The 15,603-nt window shown below is 35.1% G+C and carries 14 protein-coding genes; 1 reads left to right on the top strand and 13 read right to left on the bottom strand.

From position 1 onward, the window contains the following. Positions 1-14 precede the first annotated feature (14 nt). The 11 genes from AC1Q8L_RS24720 to AC1Q8L_RS24770 form a co-directional block, all read right to left on the bottom strand. A complete protein-coding gene (locus tag AC1Q8L_RS24720; protein WP_001110275.1) occupies positions 15-1,034 on the bottom strand; it encodes an NERD domain-containing protein in 1,020 nt (339 codons plus the stop codon). A gap of 290 nt (positions 1,035-1,324) precedes the next feature. Beyond that, positions 1,325-2,371, bottom strand: a complete 1,047-nt coding sequence (locus AC1Q8L_RS24725; RefSeq protein ID WP_001181402.1) for a GH25 family lysozyme — start codon at positions 2,369-2,371, stop codon at positions 1,325-1,327. Between the two features lie 132 nt (positions 2,372-2,503). Then, the gene (locus AC1Q8L_RS24730) at positions 2,504-4,267 is read right to left on the bottom strand and encodes an ABC transporter ATP-binding protein (protein ID WP_000229518.1); all 1,764 of its coding nucleotides are present in this window, start codon (positions 4,265-4,267) and stop codon (positions 2,504-2,506) included. Then, positions 4,267-6,018: an ABC transporter ATP-binding protein gene (locus AC1Q8L_RS24735; RefSeq protein WP_000862446.1), complete on the bottom strand. Its 1,752-nt coding sequence runs from the start codon at positions 6,016-6,018 to the stop codon at positions 4,267-4,269. The genes AC1Q8L_RS24730 and AC1Q8L_RS24735 overlap by 1 nt, the downstream gene beginning before the upstream one ends. Positions 6,019-6,140: 122 nt before the next feature. Beyond that, positions 6,141-6,362 carry a YneF family protein gene (locus AC1Q8L_RS24740; protein WP_001123317.1) on the bottom strand — a complete coding sequence of 74 codons (222 nt, stop codon included), beginning with the start codon at positions 6,360-6,362 and terminating at the stop codon, positions 6,141-6,143. Positions 6,363-6,439: 77 nt separating this feature from the next. Continuing rightward, entirely contained in the window at positions 6,440-6,880 is a 441-nt protein-coding gene (gene sirA / locus AC1Q8L_RS24745) for a sporulation inhibitor of replication protein SirA (protein ID WP_000860652.1), read from the bottom strand. 156 nt (positions 6,881-7,036) lie between these two features. Continuing rightward, complete coding sequence (tkt, locus tag AC1Q8L_RS24750) at positions 7,037-9,037, bottom strand: transketolase (RefSeq protein WP_000019775.1); 2,001 nt, start codon at positions 9,035-9,037, stop codon at positions 7,037-7,039. Positions 9,038-9,333: 296 nt separating this feature from the next. Further along, entirely contained in the window at positions 9,334-10,137 is an 804-nt protein-coding gene (gene phnE, locus AC1Q8L_RS24755; protein WP_001082390.1) for a phosphonate ABC transporter, permease protein PhnE, read from the bottom strand. Continuing rightward, on the bottom strand, positions 10,137-10,931 hold the full coding sequence (gene phnE / locus AC1Q8L_RS24760; RefSeq protein WP_001000773.1) for a phosphonate ABC transporter, permease protein PhnE: 795 nt from the start codon (positions 10,929-10,931) through the stop codon (positions 10,137-10,139). The genes phnE (AC1Q8L_RS24755) and phnE (AC1Q8L_RS24760) overlap by 1 nt, the downstream gene beginning before the upstream one ends. Further along, complete coding sequence (gene phnC, locus AC1Q8L_RS24765) at positions 10,928-11,701, bottom strand: phosphonate ABC transporter ATP-binding protein (RefSeq protein ID WP_000569234.1); 774 nt, start codon at positions 11,699-11,701, stop codon at positions 10,928-10,930. Before phnC ends, phnE (AC1Q8L_RS24760) begins: the two co-directional genes overlap by 4 nt. A gap of 95 nt (positions 11,702-11,796) precedes the next feature. Continuing rightward, a complete protein-coding gene (locus tag AC1Q8L_RS24770; RefSeq protein WP_000915063.1) occupies positions 11,797-12,735 on the bottom strand; it encodes a phosphate/phosphite/phosphonate ABC transporter substrate-binding protein in 939 nt (312 codons plus the stop codon). A 184-nt stretch (positions 12,736-12,919) separates the two neighbouring features. Between AC1Q8L_RS24770 and AC1Q8L_RS24775 the strand changes: the two genes are divergently transcribed. After that, the gene (locus tag AC1Q8L_RS24775; protein WP_098312078.1) at positions 12,920-14,503 is read left to right on the top strand and encodes a bifunctional metallophosphatase/5'-nucleotidase; all 1,584 of its coding nucleotides are present in this window, start codon (positions 12,920-12,922) and stop codon (positions 14,501-14,503) included. Positions 14,504-14,543: 40 nt separating this feature from the next. On the opposite strand, the gene AC1Q8L_RS24780 is transcribed toward AC1Q8L_RS24775, so the two are convergent. Then, positions 14,544-14,783, bottom strand: coding sequence for a DUF896 domain-containing protein (locus AC1Q8L_RS24780; protein WP_000607015.1), 240 nt, complete (start codon positions 14,781-14,783; stop codon positions 14,544-14,546). Positions 14,784-14,828: 45 nt separating this feature from the next. Further along, positions 14,829-15,485, bottom strand: coding sequence for a YneB family resolvase-like protein (locus AC1Q8L_RS24785; RefSeq protein ID WP_000991471.1), 657 nt, complete (start codon positions 15,483-15,485; stop codon positions 14,829-14,831). Positions 15,486-15,603: the final 118 nt, after the last annotated feature.

A 15,603-nucleotide genomic window follows, 5' to 3' on the forward strand; every position in this document is an offset into this window, starting at 1 on the left:
AAAGATCTCCCCTTTTAACTCACTATATAATTCATCCGGCTAATCATTTCTCGAATCTGTTCTAATTCTTGCACTGTATATACTACTTTCCCTGCTAAGATTTCATTTCTGAAGAACGTTACAATTTGCTCCCGATCTTTTAATCTAGGTGTTTCCTCACTAGAAAGATCTATTATTTCTTTTCCATTTTCATTATAAAAATATACAACTGGTTTTACCTTTTCTTTTATACTATTAGCCTGCATTTCTTTCAAACAATTGTATAAAATTTGAGATAGTTTCTTCGCCTTATATACTGGATTTCCTTCATTTTTCACTTGCATAGTTGACGAATCTTTACCTACTATATATTCAAATGTCTCTTCTTTTTCAACTTCTTGTTGATACTTACCCATTTCATCAATCATAAATGAATATATACCAGCATTTTCTTTCGTTAAACCATGAATTAATTTCTCTTCCCATTCTTTCGTCTCAAGTAGATAAATACCAGTTTTGCACAAGATGAGATGATGGATTCGATTATCGTTTATTTCACTATTATTTTTAATAAAAACATTCGGCATGATTTCAATTTCAGCATCTAATATGATGCCTTGCTCTATGAATCCTCGTTTCATATAATGTAATGTTTCGTACGTATTCATTTCAGCGCCGTTTTTAGTATATTCTCGTAAATTTGCAATTAATTTTTGAAACATATGTATTTCGTTATTATGTTTATTTTGTATTTCACTACGTTCTTTACTATATTGCATAGCTAATTGATTTTTCATCATACGCATATTTTCAATTTCTCTATTTGCACTTACTTGTAAATCATTGTATTTTTTCTGTTCCATATTTTTTAAATTATTTTGTTGTTCTTTATGCTCTATCACCGTAGCTGCAATTTCGTTTTCATACGTTTCAATTGCTTGTTTCTTTTCAAATTCTACTTGCTGACTCTCTGATTCTAACTGTTTATTTTTATAAAACAGCACAAATACTACAGCTAATAATATTAAAACCGCACCTATTAGCACATAATTCATATTTTTACCCCTTTATTTCATTTTCTATTATTTTTTTTAAATATATCTACTATAGTATACTATGGTTTCGATATAGACTTTGTAAAAGTTGTATATTTTTAATAAAGTGAAACTTTAATCAGTGGGGGTTTTGTTCCTTCCCCACTGATTATTAGTTGAACCAATCGGGCGTTTACTGGCAATTGATCCCCCCTAACTTCTTTGCTTCCGCTGAATTTTGAGGTGGGGGTCTTACCGCCAGTTAATGCGGGATAAAAGGCACCTCTGACGGGGCACCTTTTATTTTCACTCTATTGTACACCATACTGAATATAACTTGGATCGTAGTATATCCATTGATTTGTCCCTAAGCAAAGCCATCCATCTTGCTTACTCCATACTCGATACGATTCACCATGATGTAACTGTCTTATAACATTTCCTTTTAATGATGGAGCGTCACGTAAATTTACATTATCACCAGTAATAGTCGCCACATAATGTTTATACTGAATATAACTCGGATCATTATATACCCACTGATTTGTCCCTAAACAAAGCCATCCATCTTGTTCTCCCCAAACTTCATATGTTTCGCCACGATTCAATTGGCGAATTACACTAGACTGCAAAGATGGTCCACTTCTCAAATTCACATTATCTCCATTAATTATAGCAACCCCGTACACTGGAGTTGCATTATTAGGCGGAGAAACATTCCCTCCACCACTTGCTCCATTCCCTTGTAAAGCTTCTAGTGAAACTGCAGCTGATACATCACAATTTCCTACACCTGAAATTTGTCCAGAATCTGTGTACTGCCATGCTGTCCACGCTGTCCATCCACCAGCATCAGCAGGCGGTGTACTCGAGTATTTAGCAATCCAAAGTGGAATATCACTTAATCCGCTAATTCCGAACTCATTAATATACCAAACTCCTGTATATAACATTACATCTTTTCCAGTAGCCTGTTTCACATAATTTATGAAGCTTCTTGCCCAATTCGATATAGCGCTACCAGTTAAATTACTATTACTCGGATCTTTTGGTGATTCTAAATCCAGAACTGGCATTAAGTCTGTCTGGTTACTTTGTAATATACTCACAAAATATTTCGCCTCTGAAATTGCATCATTTTGTTCTGGACGTGCAAAATGGTATGCACCAATTAATACATTCGCACTTCGGGCTGCTTGTACATTTTTAGTAAAAGTAGGATCAATGTAATTTACACCTTCTGTCGCTTTTGCATACGCTGCTGGAATTCCAGATGCCTTCACTGCATTCCAATCAATATTCCCTTCCCAATGAGACACATCAATAAACGTAACATTTGAACTCGATCTGTTTTGCATATAAAATCTCCTATCAATTTTTTTACTTCGTATACATACAATATGTACAAGTTTCATAAGAGGACACGACATTTATGCTATAGAAACAAAGAGTAAATATATTTTGTATACAAAATAAAAAAGACCTTGTATTTACAAGGCCTTTTGCAAACTCCCTTTATTTTGTAACAAGTACATATTATAATACAAACCTTGCTCACTTAGTAATTCTTGATGTGTTCCTCTTTCTACTATCTCTCCATCATGCATCACAAAAATTTGATCTGCATCTTGAATTGTAGATAACCTATGCGCAATGGCTATCGTCGTTCTACCTTTTCGCATTTGTTGCAACGCTGTTTGAATAGCCTCTTCTGTTTCTGTATCGATATTAGCTGTTGCTTCATCTAATACTAATACTTTCGGATTCGTTGCTATAGTTCTAGCAAAAGCAATTAATTGTCGTTGACCGCTTGAAAATGCTGCACCTCTTTCTACTACTTCTGTTTCATACTGCTCTGGTAACTTTTCAATAAACGTATTCGCTTGCACAAATCGAGCAGCTTCTTTTACTTCTTCATCCGTAATTTCTTCATTATACATACGAATATTTTGCTTTACATTTCCAGCAAATAAAAATGCATCTTGCAATACGAGTCCTATTTTCTTTCTAATTTCTCGTTCTTCAAATTTTTCTAAATCTACACCGTCTATTACAATATTTCCTGACTTAAGATTATAAAATCGCATTAACAAATTCATAATCGTACTTTTTCCGCTACCAGTATGCCCAACAAAAGCAACCGTTTGCCCTTGTTTCACGTGAAATGATACATTTTTTAAAACGTCACGCTTTCCATCATACGAAAAAGTAACATTTTTAAATTCAATATCTCCATCCACAACTTGAGGATTCTCATTGCCTTTTTGAACCGGTGCTAAATCTTTCTCGTCCATTAAATGAAATACACGTGATGACGAAACAAGTGCCTGTTGGAAAAAGGACAATTTCATCATCATCTCATTTACAGGTTGGAAGAAACGATGTATATAGTTAACAAAAGCATATAAAACTCCTACTTCAACAGGGCTCTTTAAAGCATCAATCCCAAATAAACCTAGTACTAACGCAATAGCTACAATATGTACTAAATCCGTAGCTGGTCGTAAAAGTAATGCGTCTAACTTCAAAGTACGTCGCCCTGCACTATAATGTTTATTATTCACTTCTTCAAACTCTTTTCTCATACGTTTTTCTTGTCTGAACACTTGAACAATATTCATTCCTTGTATGGACTCGTTCAATTTTGCATTTAACACGCTTAGTTGATTACGTACTTCTAAATAAAAAGCTGCACTTTTCCGGCGATATAATACCATAATCGCGAACATTATCGGAATTAATACGAGAGAAAATAACGCTAATTTTACATCTAATAAAAACATCGCTATTAAAATACCTACTAAAAAGACTACATTTTTCACAAATGTTGATAATACACTGACATAAAAATCTTTAATCGCTTCCGTATCATTCGTTATACGAGATACGAGCGTACCAATTGGCGTACGATCAAAGAAACTTAATGACAGCTTTTGAACATGTTCATATACTTCAACTCGCATATCTTGAACAATCTTAAAAGCAATGTTCTGAAAGTACAATAGATTTAAATACGTAAATAATACTTTTAATAAATGAGCAACTATGTAAATTACAAATAAAGTAACGAGTGCTGATCGTTCAAAATCCCGCGGTACTAGGTGTTCATCGAGGAATTGTTTAATTAAAAAAGGCCCCATCATTTCCGTTACTGTCGCACCAACTAAAAAGATAAACGCTAAAGATAGCAACCCTTTATATGGCTTCATATAAGAAAGCAATCTACTTAAATCACTTCGCTTCTTCTCTACCATCATACGCCTCCTTTCTCAACTAAAGCTTCTAATTGCTGACTTTCATACATTTCTTTATACCAGCCGTTTTCCTTCATTAATTCCTCATGTGTACCTCTTTGTACAATTCTACCTTCATCAACAACAAGAATAAGATTGGCATGCTGAATTGCACTTAATCGGTGTGCAGTAATAATCGTCGTTTTCCCTGCTCTTTCCCTCTTTAAGGCACTTAAAATTGTCTCTTCTGTTTTTGCATCTACCGCTGATAAACAATCATCCAAAATTAAAATTTCAGCATTTGTTAATAAAGCACGAGCAATAGAGATTCGCTGTTTTTGACCACCAGATAACGAAACGCCTCTTTCCCCTACTACTGTTTCATATCCTTCTGAAAATTGGAGGATATCATTATGAATACAAGCAATATCTGCAGCTTGGGTAATTTCATTATATGTAGCATCCGCCTTTCCAAAGGCGATATTCTCACCAATACTTGCTGAAAATAAAAAATGATCTTGTGGCACATATGAAATAGCAGAACGGACACCATGAAGTGTTAAATCTCGAATATCTCGCTCCCCAACTTTTAATTCACCATTAAAATGATCATACTCACGGATTAAACATTTTAATAAAGTCGTTTTCCCTGCACCTGTACGTCCTACAACTCCTAGCGTTTCGCCCTTCTTCAAATCAAAGTGAATATCGTTTAAATGTAACAGTTCATTTTTCTTATACGAAAATGAATCAACGGCAAACGAAACATTACCGCTCGCTATCGTATGTACAGCATTTTCTCTATTTACTACATCTGATTTTTGTGAAAGAATTTTTTCTACACGGTCATATGAAGCACGCCCACGCTCCATAATATTGAACAACCATCCAAACGCTAACATTGGCCAAACGAGGGTACCTAAATATGTCGTAAATGTAACGAGATCACCTACTGTTAATTCACCTCTTACAACTAATACCGATCCGTAACATACTGCAATTAAAAAAGAAAATCCAACGATAAGAGCGATTGTCGGATCAAATAACGAATCAATACGTGCAACTAACACATTTTTATGCACAACATCTTCTGATTTTTTTCGAAACGCCTGCAAATCTTCTTTCTCTTGTCCAAGCGATCGAATCACTTTCATTCCACTCATACTCTCTTGCACTTTATCATTAATTTCCGAAAACGATTGCTGTGCTTTATGAAACCTTTTATGTAATAACGTTCCATAATAATTTGTCGAAATGGCTACAATCGGCATCGGAATTAAACTTAACAATGTTAACTTCCAACTAATTGTAAAACCCATCGCTACGAGTACACATCCCCCAACAGCTAATGAATCAACAAGCGTTAAAACACCCGCTCCAGCAGTTTGCTGGATCGCTTGAATATCATTGGTCGCATGTGCCATTAAATCACCTGTTCGATTTGACTGATAGAAAGATGGACTCATCTTTGTAAAATGTTCATATAAATTTTTTCGTAATTGGCGAGCTAATTTTAACGAAGACCCGAAAATCATAATACGCCATATGTAACGTAATATGTACATCGTAATACCTACAATTACTAATAGTACAACCAAATTTAGTAACTTATTGGTCGTCAATGTTCCATCATTAATTTCATCTACAACGATTCCAATTACTTTTGGTGCTACAAGTTCTAAAAGTGCAACGCCGAATAATAAAATAATTCCGATTATGTATGCTCGTTTTTCTTGTTTAAAAAACCACGCTAAATTCATAAACACTTTCATTTTTTTCCTCCTCCCTTAAAATGAGCGATGTTTTCAGTTTATCAAAAATACAGAATTTTTAAAAGTTTTAAAAACTGTAACTAACAAAAAGAAAGACACTCTTAGCGAGTGTCTTTTAGCGCTTATTTCATTTGTTGCTTGTTCATTGCGCTCATCATTTGATTGATTTTCTTTTGGGAAGGTTTTTGTCCCATTTGCATCATCATCATTTTTAACATTTGTTCGTTAATTGGTGGATTTTTTTGTAAGTAATTCATCATGTATTTGCGGGCAATGAAAAATCCTAACGCCACGCCTGCTACTAGTGCTACTACGCCCACTAGAATACCTAACCAAATTGGCATATATTTTCCTCCTTCATGTTGTCTACCTTACAGTGTACTAAAACCTTTTCAATAAGACAAGATACAATTCGACATTTTTACACATATGTTCGTACTTGTTTTAGAGGATTCAGCCATCCGTACTTTGTATTTTCATAATCCATAGCTAAAAATGTTAATTCACACTTTCTTAACACCTCAAAGAAAGTCGTTTCCATAGAGACATTTCCAGAGGTATTCATACGAATATAGTGCGGTTTCACCATTATTTCACCGTACTCCGCTCCCGTATAAAGTGTATGTGTATGATGTGTTCTATCATATTTACCAAGAACGCGCAAAGCTTGTTCTAATTTATGATGAATTTTCATTACTTGCAATGGTTTTGTTATATACATCATTTGTTTATATAACACTTTTTTCTCCGAAAGGGACCCAGATTCTGAAAATCGAGCAAATAAATCAAAAAACAAATATTCACGACCAAAATAAGATTTCGCAATATCCTCTTGAATTAAATACAATTCATACGTTTTCATTTTTCCCCTCCCAATCTGGACAACCTTTTCTCTTCATTATATATAAGAAAATTTGCAATGATTGTCTGACTGCGGAGAGATAAAAAACTTTTTCTGTCGAAAAAACTCATTTACATAGAAAAATCTCTCCATGCCGGAGAGATTTTTCTGAAATCATTAAAGCATTTCTTTTACTTTACGAACAACGTTCTCTACAGTAAATCCATACTCTTCCATAATCTTCTCACCAGGAGCAGAAGCACCGAATGTATCGATACCTAACACATCTCCTTCAAGACCTACGTAACGGTGCCATCCGAATGTAGCACCCATTTCGATTGCGAAACGTTTTGTTACTGCTTTTGGTAATACAGATTCTTTGTACTCTGCAGTTTGAGCTTCAAAACGATCCATAGATGGCATGCTGACAACAGCTGCGTCAACACCGTCTGCTACTAATGCTTTTTGAGCTTCAACAGCTAGGCTTACTTCAGATCCAGTTGCAAGTAAGATAACATCAGCCGTTTCTTTCTTGCTTGCAGAAACTACATATGCACCTTTTGCTACTTTTTCATACGTATCATCTTTTGCACCTTCTAATGTTGGAAGGTCTTGACGAGTTAATACTAAAGCAGTTGGTTTGTTTGTAGATTCTAAAGCCAGTCTCCAAGCTGCAACAGATTCGTTACCATCAGCTGGACGGATAACAGAAACGTTCGGCATTGCACGAAGCGCTGCTAATTGCTCGACTGGTTCATGTGTTGGACCATCTTCACCAACAGCGATACTGTCATGTGTGAATACATACGTTACTGGCAATTGCATTAATGCTGCAAGGCGAATTGCTGGACGTAAGTAATCAGAGAATACGAAGAACGTACCACCGTAAGTTTTTAAACCGCCATGTAATGCAATACCGTTCATTGCTGCACCCATTGCGAACTCACGTACACCGTACCAAATGTTTTTACCGCTGTAATCATCTCTTGTAAAGTCTTTTTCGTTATTCATGTATGTTTTGTTAGAACCAGCAAGGTCAGCAGATCCACCGAAGAATGATGGTACAGACTCTGCAATTGCATTAATTACAGCACCAGAAGAATTACGAGTTGCTGCTTTTGATCCTAATTCATAAGTTGGTAAGTTTTGCTCCCAACCTTCTGGAAGTTGACCGTTCATTGCTGCTTGGAATTCGTTTGCTAATTCTGGGTATGCTTGTGCATATTCACCTAGCATAGTGTTCCACTCTGCTTGCGTAGTTTCACCAACATCTTGTACTGTTTTACGGAAGTTGTCGTATACCTCTTCTGCTACGTGGAAATCTTGCTCAGCAGTCCAAGCATATGCTTCTTTCGTTAATTTTGTTTCTTCTACACCAAGTGGAGAACCATGTGAAGCTGATTTTCCTGATTTGTTTGGAGAACCGAAACCAATTGTCGTTCTTACTTCAATTAGCGTTGGGCGTTTTTCGTCAGCTTTCGCTTCTTCAATTGCTTTCGCGATTGCTTCAATATCGTTTCCATCCTCAACACGGATTACTTGCCATCCGTATGCTTTGTAACGATCTTCTACACTTTCAGAGAATGAACGATTTAAATCGCCATCTAATGAAATATCGTTTGAATCATAAAGCACAACAAGGCGACCTAATTGTAAATGAGCAGCTAATGAAGATGCTTCAGCAGAAACGCCTTCCATTAAATCTCCATCACCACAAATAGCGTATGTATAATGATCTACTACATTATACGCATCACGGTTATATTTAGCAGCTAAATGTCTTTCAGCCATTGCCATACCTACAGCAGTTGCAATACCTTGTCCAAGTGGACCAGTCGTTGCATCTACACCAGCTGTATGACCGTACTCAGGATGTCCTGGAGTTTTGCTTCCCCATTGACGGAAGTTCTTTAAGTCATCCATTGTTACATCATAACCAGATAGGTGAAGTAGGCTGTATAATAACATTGAACCATGACCTGCAGATAATACGAAACGATCACGGTTAAACCACGTTGGGTTATTTGGATTGTGTTTCATAAATTGAGTCCATAATGTATAAGCCATTGGTGCTGCACCCATTGGCATTCCTGGGTGACCAGAGTTTGCTTTTTCAATCGCATCGATGGATAATGTGCGAATCGTGTTGATAGAAAGTTGTTCGATTGAATGTGACATGCTATTCTTCCCTTCGCTTATATTAGTAAACGTTTTATACATTTATATGATAGCTTCCCACGCAAGATTATACAACATGTATCGACAAATATGTTGATATTTTTTTGATTTTTTATAAAAAAATCAATGTTTCCGGGAATGTATGGGCATTCAATATGACATACTTTTTCATTATTTTTATTTTAAAAAGAAAAAGAATTATCTGTATATTTATACAAATTTCTTCTATTCTTACTTTTTTAAATACGTTTTTAAAAACATAAAAAAGCATCTAACTTCGATGCTTTTCAAATAAGTTAAACAATCCGTTTCCGAATCGAACTTGAAATCAAATCAATTATAATTACCATTAAAATAATACCTAATAAAATAATCCCAACACGAGACCAATTCCGTGAACTCAGCGCAAAAATTAAAGGTGTACCAATCCCTCCCGCTCCAATAACCCCTAAAACCGCAGCGGATCGTACATTAATTTCAAATCTGTATAACGTATACGATAGAAAATCTGGTAACACTTGTGGTAACACTGCATACCAAAGTATTTGAAAACGGTTTGCTCCTGTTGCTAGCAACGCTTCCGTCGGTCCTTTATCTATGTTTTCAATTCCTTCTGAATATAGTTTCCCTAACATTCCAATAGAATGTAATCCTAAAGCTAATACTCCTGCAAAAGAGCCTGGACCAACAGCTTTTATAAATAAAAGAGCCATAACTAATTCAGGAAACGTACGAACAAAACTAAGTACAAATTTCCCAGATCCTGAAGTTAATTTTCCACTACTCATATTCGTTGCCGCCCAGAAGGCAAACGGAACAGATAAAAATGCAGAAATAAATGTACCTAATATCGCAATTGCCAACGTATCAATTAATCCATGCAATAAATCTTCACCATCTGGCAAAGATACATACGACCAGTCTGGATTTAATATCCCTGTCATAATTGCTTTCGTGATTTCACCTGCTGTGTCCTTTATCCCTTCTAATGGTACTCCTGAAAAGGCCCATACATATACAACTGTAAGTGCTATTAAAATAATCCAGCGATATATACTCGGTTTCTTCGGTTTTGGCACAATCATCGTCGTTCTATTCATTATAGTTTCTCCCGCAACAATGTACTAATGTAGTCAATTAACAAAACAACAATAAGGGTATAGATAATTATAGAAGCAGTTTGTTGATATTGTAAAAATCCAAGTGTACGATCATAATATAGTCCAATACCACCTGCTCCTACTAAACCTAGAACAGCCGCTGCACGTACATTCACCTCAAATGTATATAGTACATAGGAAACAAAGTGTGCTTTTACTTGTGGAATGACTCCATAAACAATCCATTGTACCTTAGTAGCCCCTACAGCTGTCATCGCTTCTAGTGGGCCAGGGTCAATTGATTCAATTGATTCATACAACAATTTCGCTACAAGTCCAATTGAAAAAAAAGTAAGAGCCAAAATACCTGGAAGTGGCCCAATTCCAAAAATCGCTACGAAAATAGCCGCCAATAATAAATCTGGTATTGTTCGTATAAAATTTAAAATCATTCGAGCTAGACTGTATAAAAATGTGTTAGTAAACACATTACTTGCTGCAAACAATGCAAGTGGAATAGCTAAAATCGCTCCTAAGGTCGTCCCAATAATCGCCATACGTATTGTATCTAACATCGCTGTTGTAATAACTTGAAAATAACTCCAATCAGGTGGCACCATTTCTTTCAATAGATCTACGATATTTGGAAAACCGTCTACCAATTTTGAAAATGATGCATCTACTTGTACACTACTACTCCACAGCATTAAAATAACTAAAATAAACGTTAACATATGTTTCAATTTACTCGGCGGCTTCGGTATTTCATTTGAATATATCGTCACGTCATTCATTTTACTGCCACCTCTAATAATTCGCTTTTCTGAGCAACGTCCCCATAAATTTCAGCAAATTTTTCATCCGTTGCTTCTTCTACTAAACCGTCAAAAACAATTTCTCCTGCATGTAATCCGATAATGCGTGTCGCATATTGTCTAGCCAAATCAATAGAATGTAAATTTACAATTGTCGTGATTCCAAAATCTTCATTAATTTTTTTCAAATCATCTAGCACTTGCTTTGTCGTAAGTGGATCTAACGATGCAACAGGCTCATCTGCCAATATGATTTTTGCTTCTTGCGCCAATGCTCTAGCTATCGATACACGTTGCTGTTGTCCTCCTGATAATTCATCAGCACGCGCATATGCTTTTTCTAAAATATTCACTCTTTTTAATGCTTGAAATGCGAGCTCCACATCTTCTTTCGGAAACAAACCTAACGTTGTACGTAATGTGGAATGATATCCAACACGACCAGCTAATACATTTTTTAATACTGTTGATCGCTTTACAAGGTTAAAACTTTGGAAGATCATACCGATATCCCGGCGCATACGCCTTAATCCTTTTCCTTTCGCAGAAGTAATAGACTCACCTTCAATAATGATTTCTCCTTCGGTAATCTCATGAAGACGATTTACGGATCTGAGAAGTGTAGATTTTCCAGCTCCGGATAATCCGACCATTACAATAAACTCACCTTTTTGAATCTTTAAATTTATATTATTCAATCCCCTTGTGCCATTCGGATACATTTTGGAAACATTTCGAAACTCTATCACACATCTTACCTACTTTCAATGTATTATCAATAACTAAAAAACGGCAAACTAACTGAAATCTCACACCTTCCAGCTAGCCGCCATTTCACTATGTATTATTGCGTCTTCACTGTCTTTCCATATTCACGAACAATATCAAATTTACTATCATCAGATTTAATATATCCTTCATGAGAATATACTTCTTTAATGATTTTACGGCCTTCCTCATTTTTTCCAATTTCAATGAAAGCATCTTGTAATTTCTTGCTCCACTCTGCATCTAAATCCGAGCGTACAGAAATTGTATCGTTCGGAATTTTCTCAGTAAATTTCACTATTTTCGTTTGATCAAATATATTCGGATAATCCTTTTTTACAATATTACGAGCATCTTGGAATACAACAGCTGCATCTACATCACCATTTAAAAGAGCAATAAGTGACTGATCATGCCCTTTTAATGTAACAGGTTTCACATCCTTTAGCGGATCAATTCCCTCTTTTAATAGAACAGCTGCAGGCCATACATATCCTGCTGATGATGTTACATCTTGATAACCAATTTTTTTACCTTTTAAATCTTTTACACTATTTATATTAGAGTCTTTTTTAACAACAAACTCAGATTTATAATAATCTACTAAATCTTTTGTAGGAGCTCCTGTTTCATCCTCTACTCCAAAACGTTGTGCTTGCAAAATTACATTTGCAGCCTTCTTTTCATGTGCTAATACGTACGCTGTTGGCGGTAAAAATCCTACATCTACTTGTTTAGATGCCATCGCTTCTACAATTGTATTGTAGTTAGTTGAAATACTAACTTTTACCGGAATATTTAATTTATCGCTTAATAGCTTTTCCAATGGTTTTGCCTTTGCCTCTAACGTATCCGCATTTTGAGAAGGAACAAATTGAACATTTAAGGTCTTTGGTACATAACCTTTTTTCGTATCTTCATTTTTACTTGCACTGGACTCTTTCGTCCCGCAGCCACTTAATAATCCGGCCGCTAGTACAACTGTTGTACTCATTGCAAAAACTTTTTTCAACATATTAATGCCTCCATTTTTCTTGTTATAAAATAACCTTCCGTAAACATGAAGAAATATATCACATATTTTGATACACAATTGGGTATTTACAGAATCTTTACACATTCTATACATTCACATCAAAATTCACTTCACATATTTGATATGATTAATTGGAAGATAACAATAGAAAAGGTGAGTCATATTGGAACAAAATCAAACTGTAACTTTAAACATCTTATTAACAAGCGATATACATGGCACTGTTTATCCTATTCACTACCAAGATAACTCCCCAGCAGAACTTGGTTTAGCTAAAATTTCTACTCTTATAAAAAAAGAACGTTCCCAAAATACAAACGTTCTTTTAATTGATAATGGCGACTTTATTCAAGGAACACCATTTACTTATCATTACGTTACATACGAAAAAAACAAAAAAAATCCAATGTCCTTATTAGCGAATTACTTACAATATGACGCTGCAATTATCGGCAATCATGAATTTAATTACGGGATGAATATATTAAATAATGCTGTGACTACTGCGAACTTCCCGTACCTATCAGCAAACATATTAGATAAAAACATAAACAAACCCTATTTCGGAAAACCTTATTTAATCAAACAGATTGAATCCAATATAAAAATCGCTATTTTAGGGGTAACAACACATTACATCCCAAATTGGGAACAGGCCCATCACATTAAAGATTTACTATTTGAAGATGCATTAAAGACTACAAAAAAATGGGTTTCTTATATTCGCGAACATGAGAAACCCGATTTATTAGTCGTAGCCTATCACGGTGGATTTGAAAAAGATTTACAAACCGGGGAACCTACTGACGTGTTAACAGGTGAAAACCAAGGATATGCAATGTGCCATGAAATTGAAGGCATAGATCTTTTACTAACAGGTCATCAACACCGAGAAATTTCTCACACAATGGCTAACGGTGTAACAATTTTACAGACCGGATGCAATGGACACTCAGTCGGCAAAGTAAAAGTAACATTCGAAAAAACGAAACGTAAATGGGTAAAAAAAGAGAGCTCTTCTGAATTATTATCTGTACAAGGAATTGAAGCGGACCAAGATGTACTTTCATTGGTAGCCGATTACGAAGAGAAAACACAAAAGTGGCTTGATCAACCTATTGGAATCATTCAGGGGGACATGCAAATTTCAGATGCTATGCAAACTCGTTTGCACGATCATCCTTTTATCGAATTCATAAATAAAATACAGATGGATATAGCTAAGGTATCAATTTCTTGTACAAGTTTGTTCCATAATACATCTCCAGGTTTCCCGGAACATGTAACAATCCGTGACATCGTTTCTAATTATATTTATCCAAACACATTAAAAGTAATTAGAATAACTGGAGCTGATATAAAAGCCGCTCTTGAACTCTCTGCTTCTTATTTCACATTAAAAACAGATGGATCCATCATCGTAAGTCCTACCTACATAGAACCAAAACCACAACATTATAATTATGATATGTGGGAAGGGATTTCATATGTATTAAACATTTCAAAACCAATTGGTGAAAGAGTAGAATCTTTACAGCATAACAGTGCTCCTCTTAATATGAATGAAGAATATGAAGTTGTAATGAATAATTATCGTGCAAGTGGCGGGGGAAATTTCTTTATGTTTCAAAACAAACCGGTAGTAAAAGATATACCCACAGATATGTCTGAACTTATCGCTAATTATATATTGGAACATAAAACGATAGAAGCAACCGTTAATAACAACTGGAAAGTTATTAAATAACGATTTTTACAAATAAAAAAAGATGGGCTTCGCCCATCTTTTAATTTAATTTTGCATTATCTTGCTTTTTTAAAGCTTTTAATTTCGTCGGTGTAACATCTGTACCTTCTTCGTTAACAACTTTAATTCCTTTAAGTTCGTTTAACATATTTTGACGAAATCCTTTTAAATATTGTTCACGTAGCGATTGACGCTCACGTTGCTCTTCTTCAGTTAAACCTTCAGCTTTTGCTTTTTTCGCTAAGAAGTTAATGCGTTCAACGAGTTCGTGATTAATCATCTCGAATCCCCCTTCTAATCAAAACTGATTATTATCATACAATAGTTACTCTTCTTTATCAAGCAATTGCTTCGTATACTCTACATATCTACGATGTACAGTCGCCTTTGAAACATTATGACCAAATCCACGTAATGTTGCTGCAATTTCTTCAAACGTGAGTTCACTTTTTCGCAAACGTACAATTTCCTCAATTGGCACTTCTTTTTTCTCTCTTCCTACACTTAAATGACGATTTTTTAAATTATTTTCTGGACGATAACCTTTTTCTACTGCACGTTGCATACCTCGTTTAATTTTCAAATTATGAATCTTTCTTTGATATTCTTCAACAATACCAATAATATCTAATACCATCGAATCAGAATCCGACAATTGTAATTCACCATTATGTGTATGCGTATATACTTTTATGCCTTCTTTATGTAAACAATGCATTAATGCGATCTTCGCATTTCCTCTACCAAGGCGCGTTTCATCTTGTATAAGTAACACATCAATTTGTTCGTCTCGAATTGTATCCAGCACCTCTAATATACCGTCACGTTCAATTGTATATCCACTAGCCTGCTCTTCAATCACCTTAGTAACATTCATTTGATAGCGCTCAGCTAAATGCAATAATTCATCTTTTTGACGTAATAATGATGTTTCTTGCGCTTCTTTCGTTGTACTCACACGTGCATAAATAATTGCATTCATTTTGAACCCCTCTTTCTCCCTATTATTTCCCTATAGTGTAACATAAATCCGCCATTTGTTCGAACTTATGTTTGTAGAATGTTTTTTCACATGTTATACTTATTAATAAGAAAAATGA

It is taken from the genome of Bacillus sp. GW823-FHT06A11 (assembly GCF_058795355.1).

Bases quoted from the DNA above. Each gene is read 5' to 3' on its own strand.
- AC1Q8L_RS24720 (WP_001110275.1), bottom strand. From the start codon at position 1,034: ATGAATTATGTGCTAATAGGTGCGGTTTTAATATTATTAGCTGTAGTA.
- AC1Q8L_RS24735 (WP_000862446.1), bottom strand. From the start codon at position 6,018: ATGAAAGTGTTTATGAATTTAGCGTGGTTTTTTAAACAAGAAAAACGA.
- AC1Q8L_RS24730 (WP_000229518.1), bottom strand. From the start codon at position 4,267: ATGGTAGAGAAGAAGCGAAGTGATTTAAGTAGATTGCTTTCTTATATG.
- phnE (WP_001000773.1), bottom strand. From the start codon at position 10,931: ATGAATGACGTGACGATATATTCAAATGAAATACCGAAGCCGCCGAGT.
- sirA (WP_000860652.1), bottom strand. From the start codon at position 6,880: ATGAAAACGTATGAATTGTATTTAATTCAAGAGGATATTGCGAAATCT.
- AC1Q8L_RS24725 (WP_001181402.1), bottom strand. From the start codon at position 2,371: ATGCAAAACAGATCGAGTTCAAATGTTACGTTTATTGATGTGTCTCAT.
- AC1Q8L_RS24785 (WP_000991471.1), bottom strand. From the start codon at position 15,485: ATGAATGCAATTATTTATGCACGTGTGAGTACAACGAAAGAAGCGCAA.
- tkt (WP_000019775.1), bottom strand. From the start codon at position 9,037: ATGTCACATTCAATCGAACAACTTTCTATCAACACGATTCGCACATTA.
- AC1Q8L_RS24740 (WP_001123317.1), bottom strand. From the start codon at position 6,362: ATGCCAATTTGGTTAGGTATTCTAGTGGGCGTAGTAGCACTAGTAGCA.
- phnE (WP_001082390.1), bottom strand. From the start codon at position 10,137: ATGAATAGAACGACGATGATTGTGCCAAAACCGAAGAAACCGAGTATA.
- AC1Q8L_RS24780 (WP_000607015.1), bottom strand. From the start codon at position 14,783: ATGATTAATCACGAACTCGTTGAACGCATTAACTTCTTAGCGAAAAAA.
- AC1Q8L_RS24770 (WP_000915063.1), bottom strand. From the start codon at position 12,735: ATGTTGAAAAAAGTTTTTGCAATGAGTACAACAGTTGTACTAGCGGCC.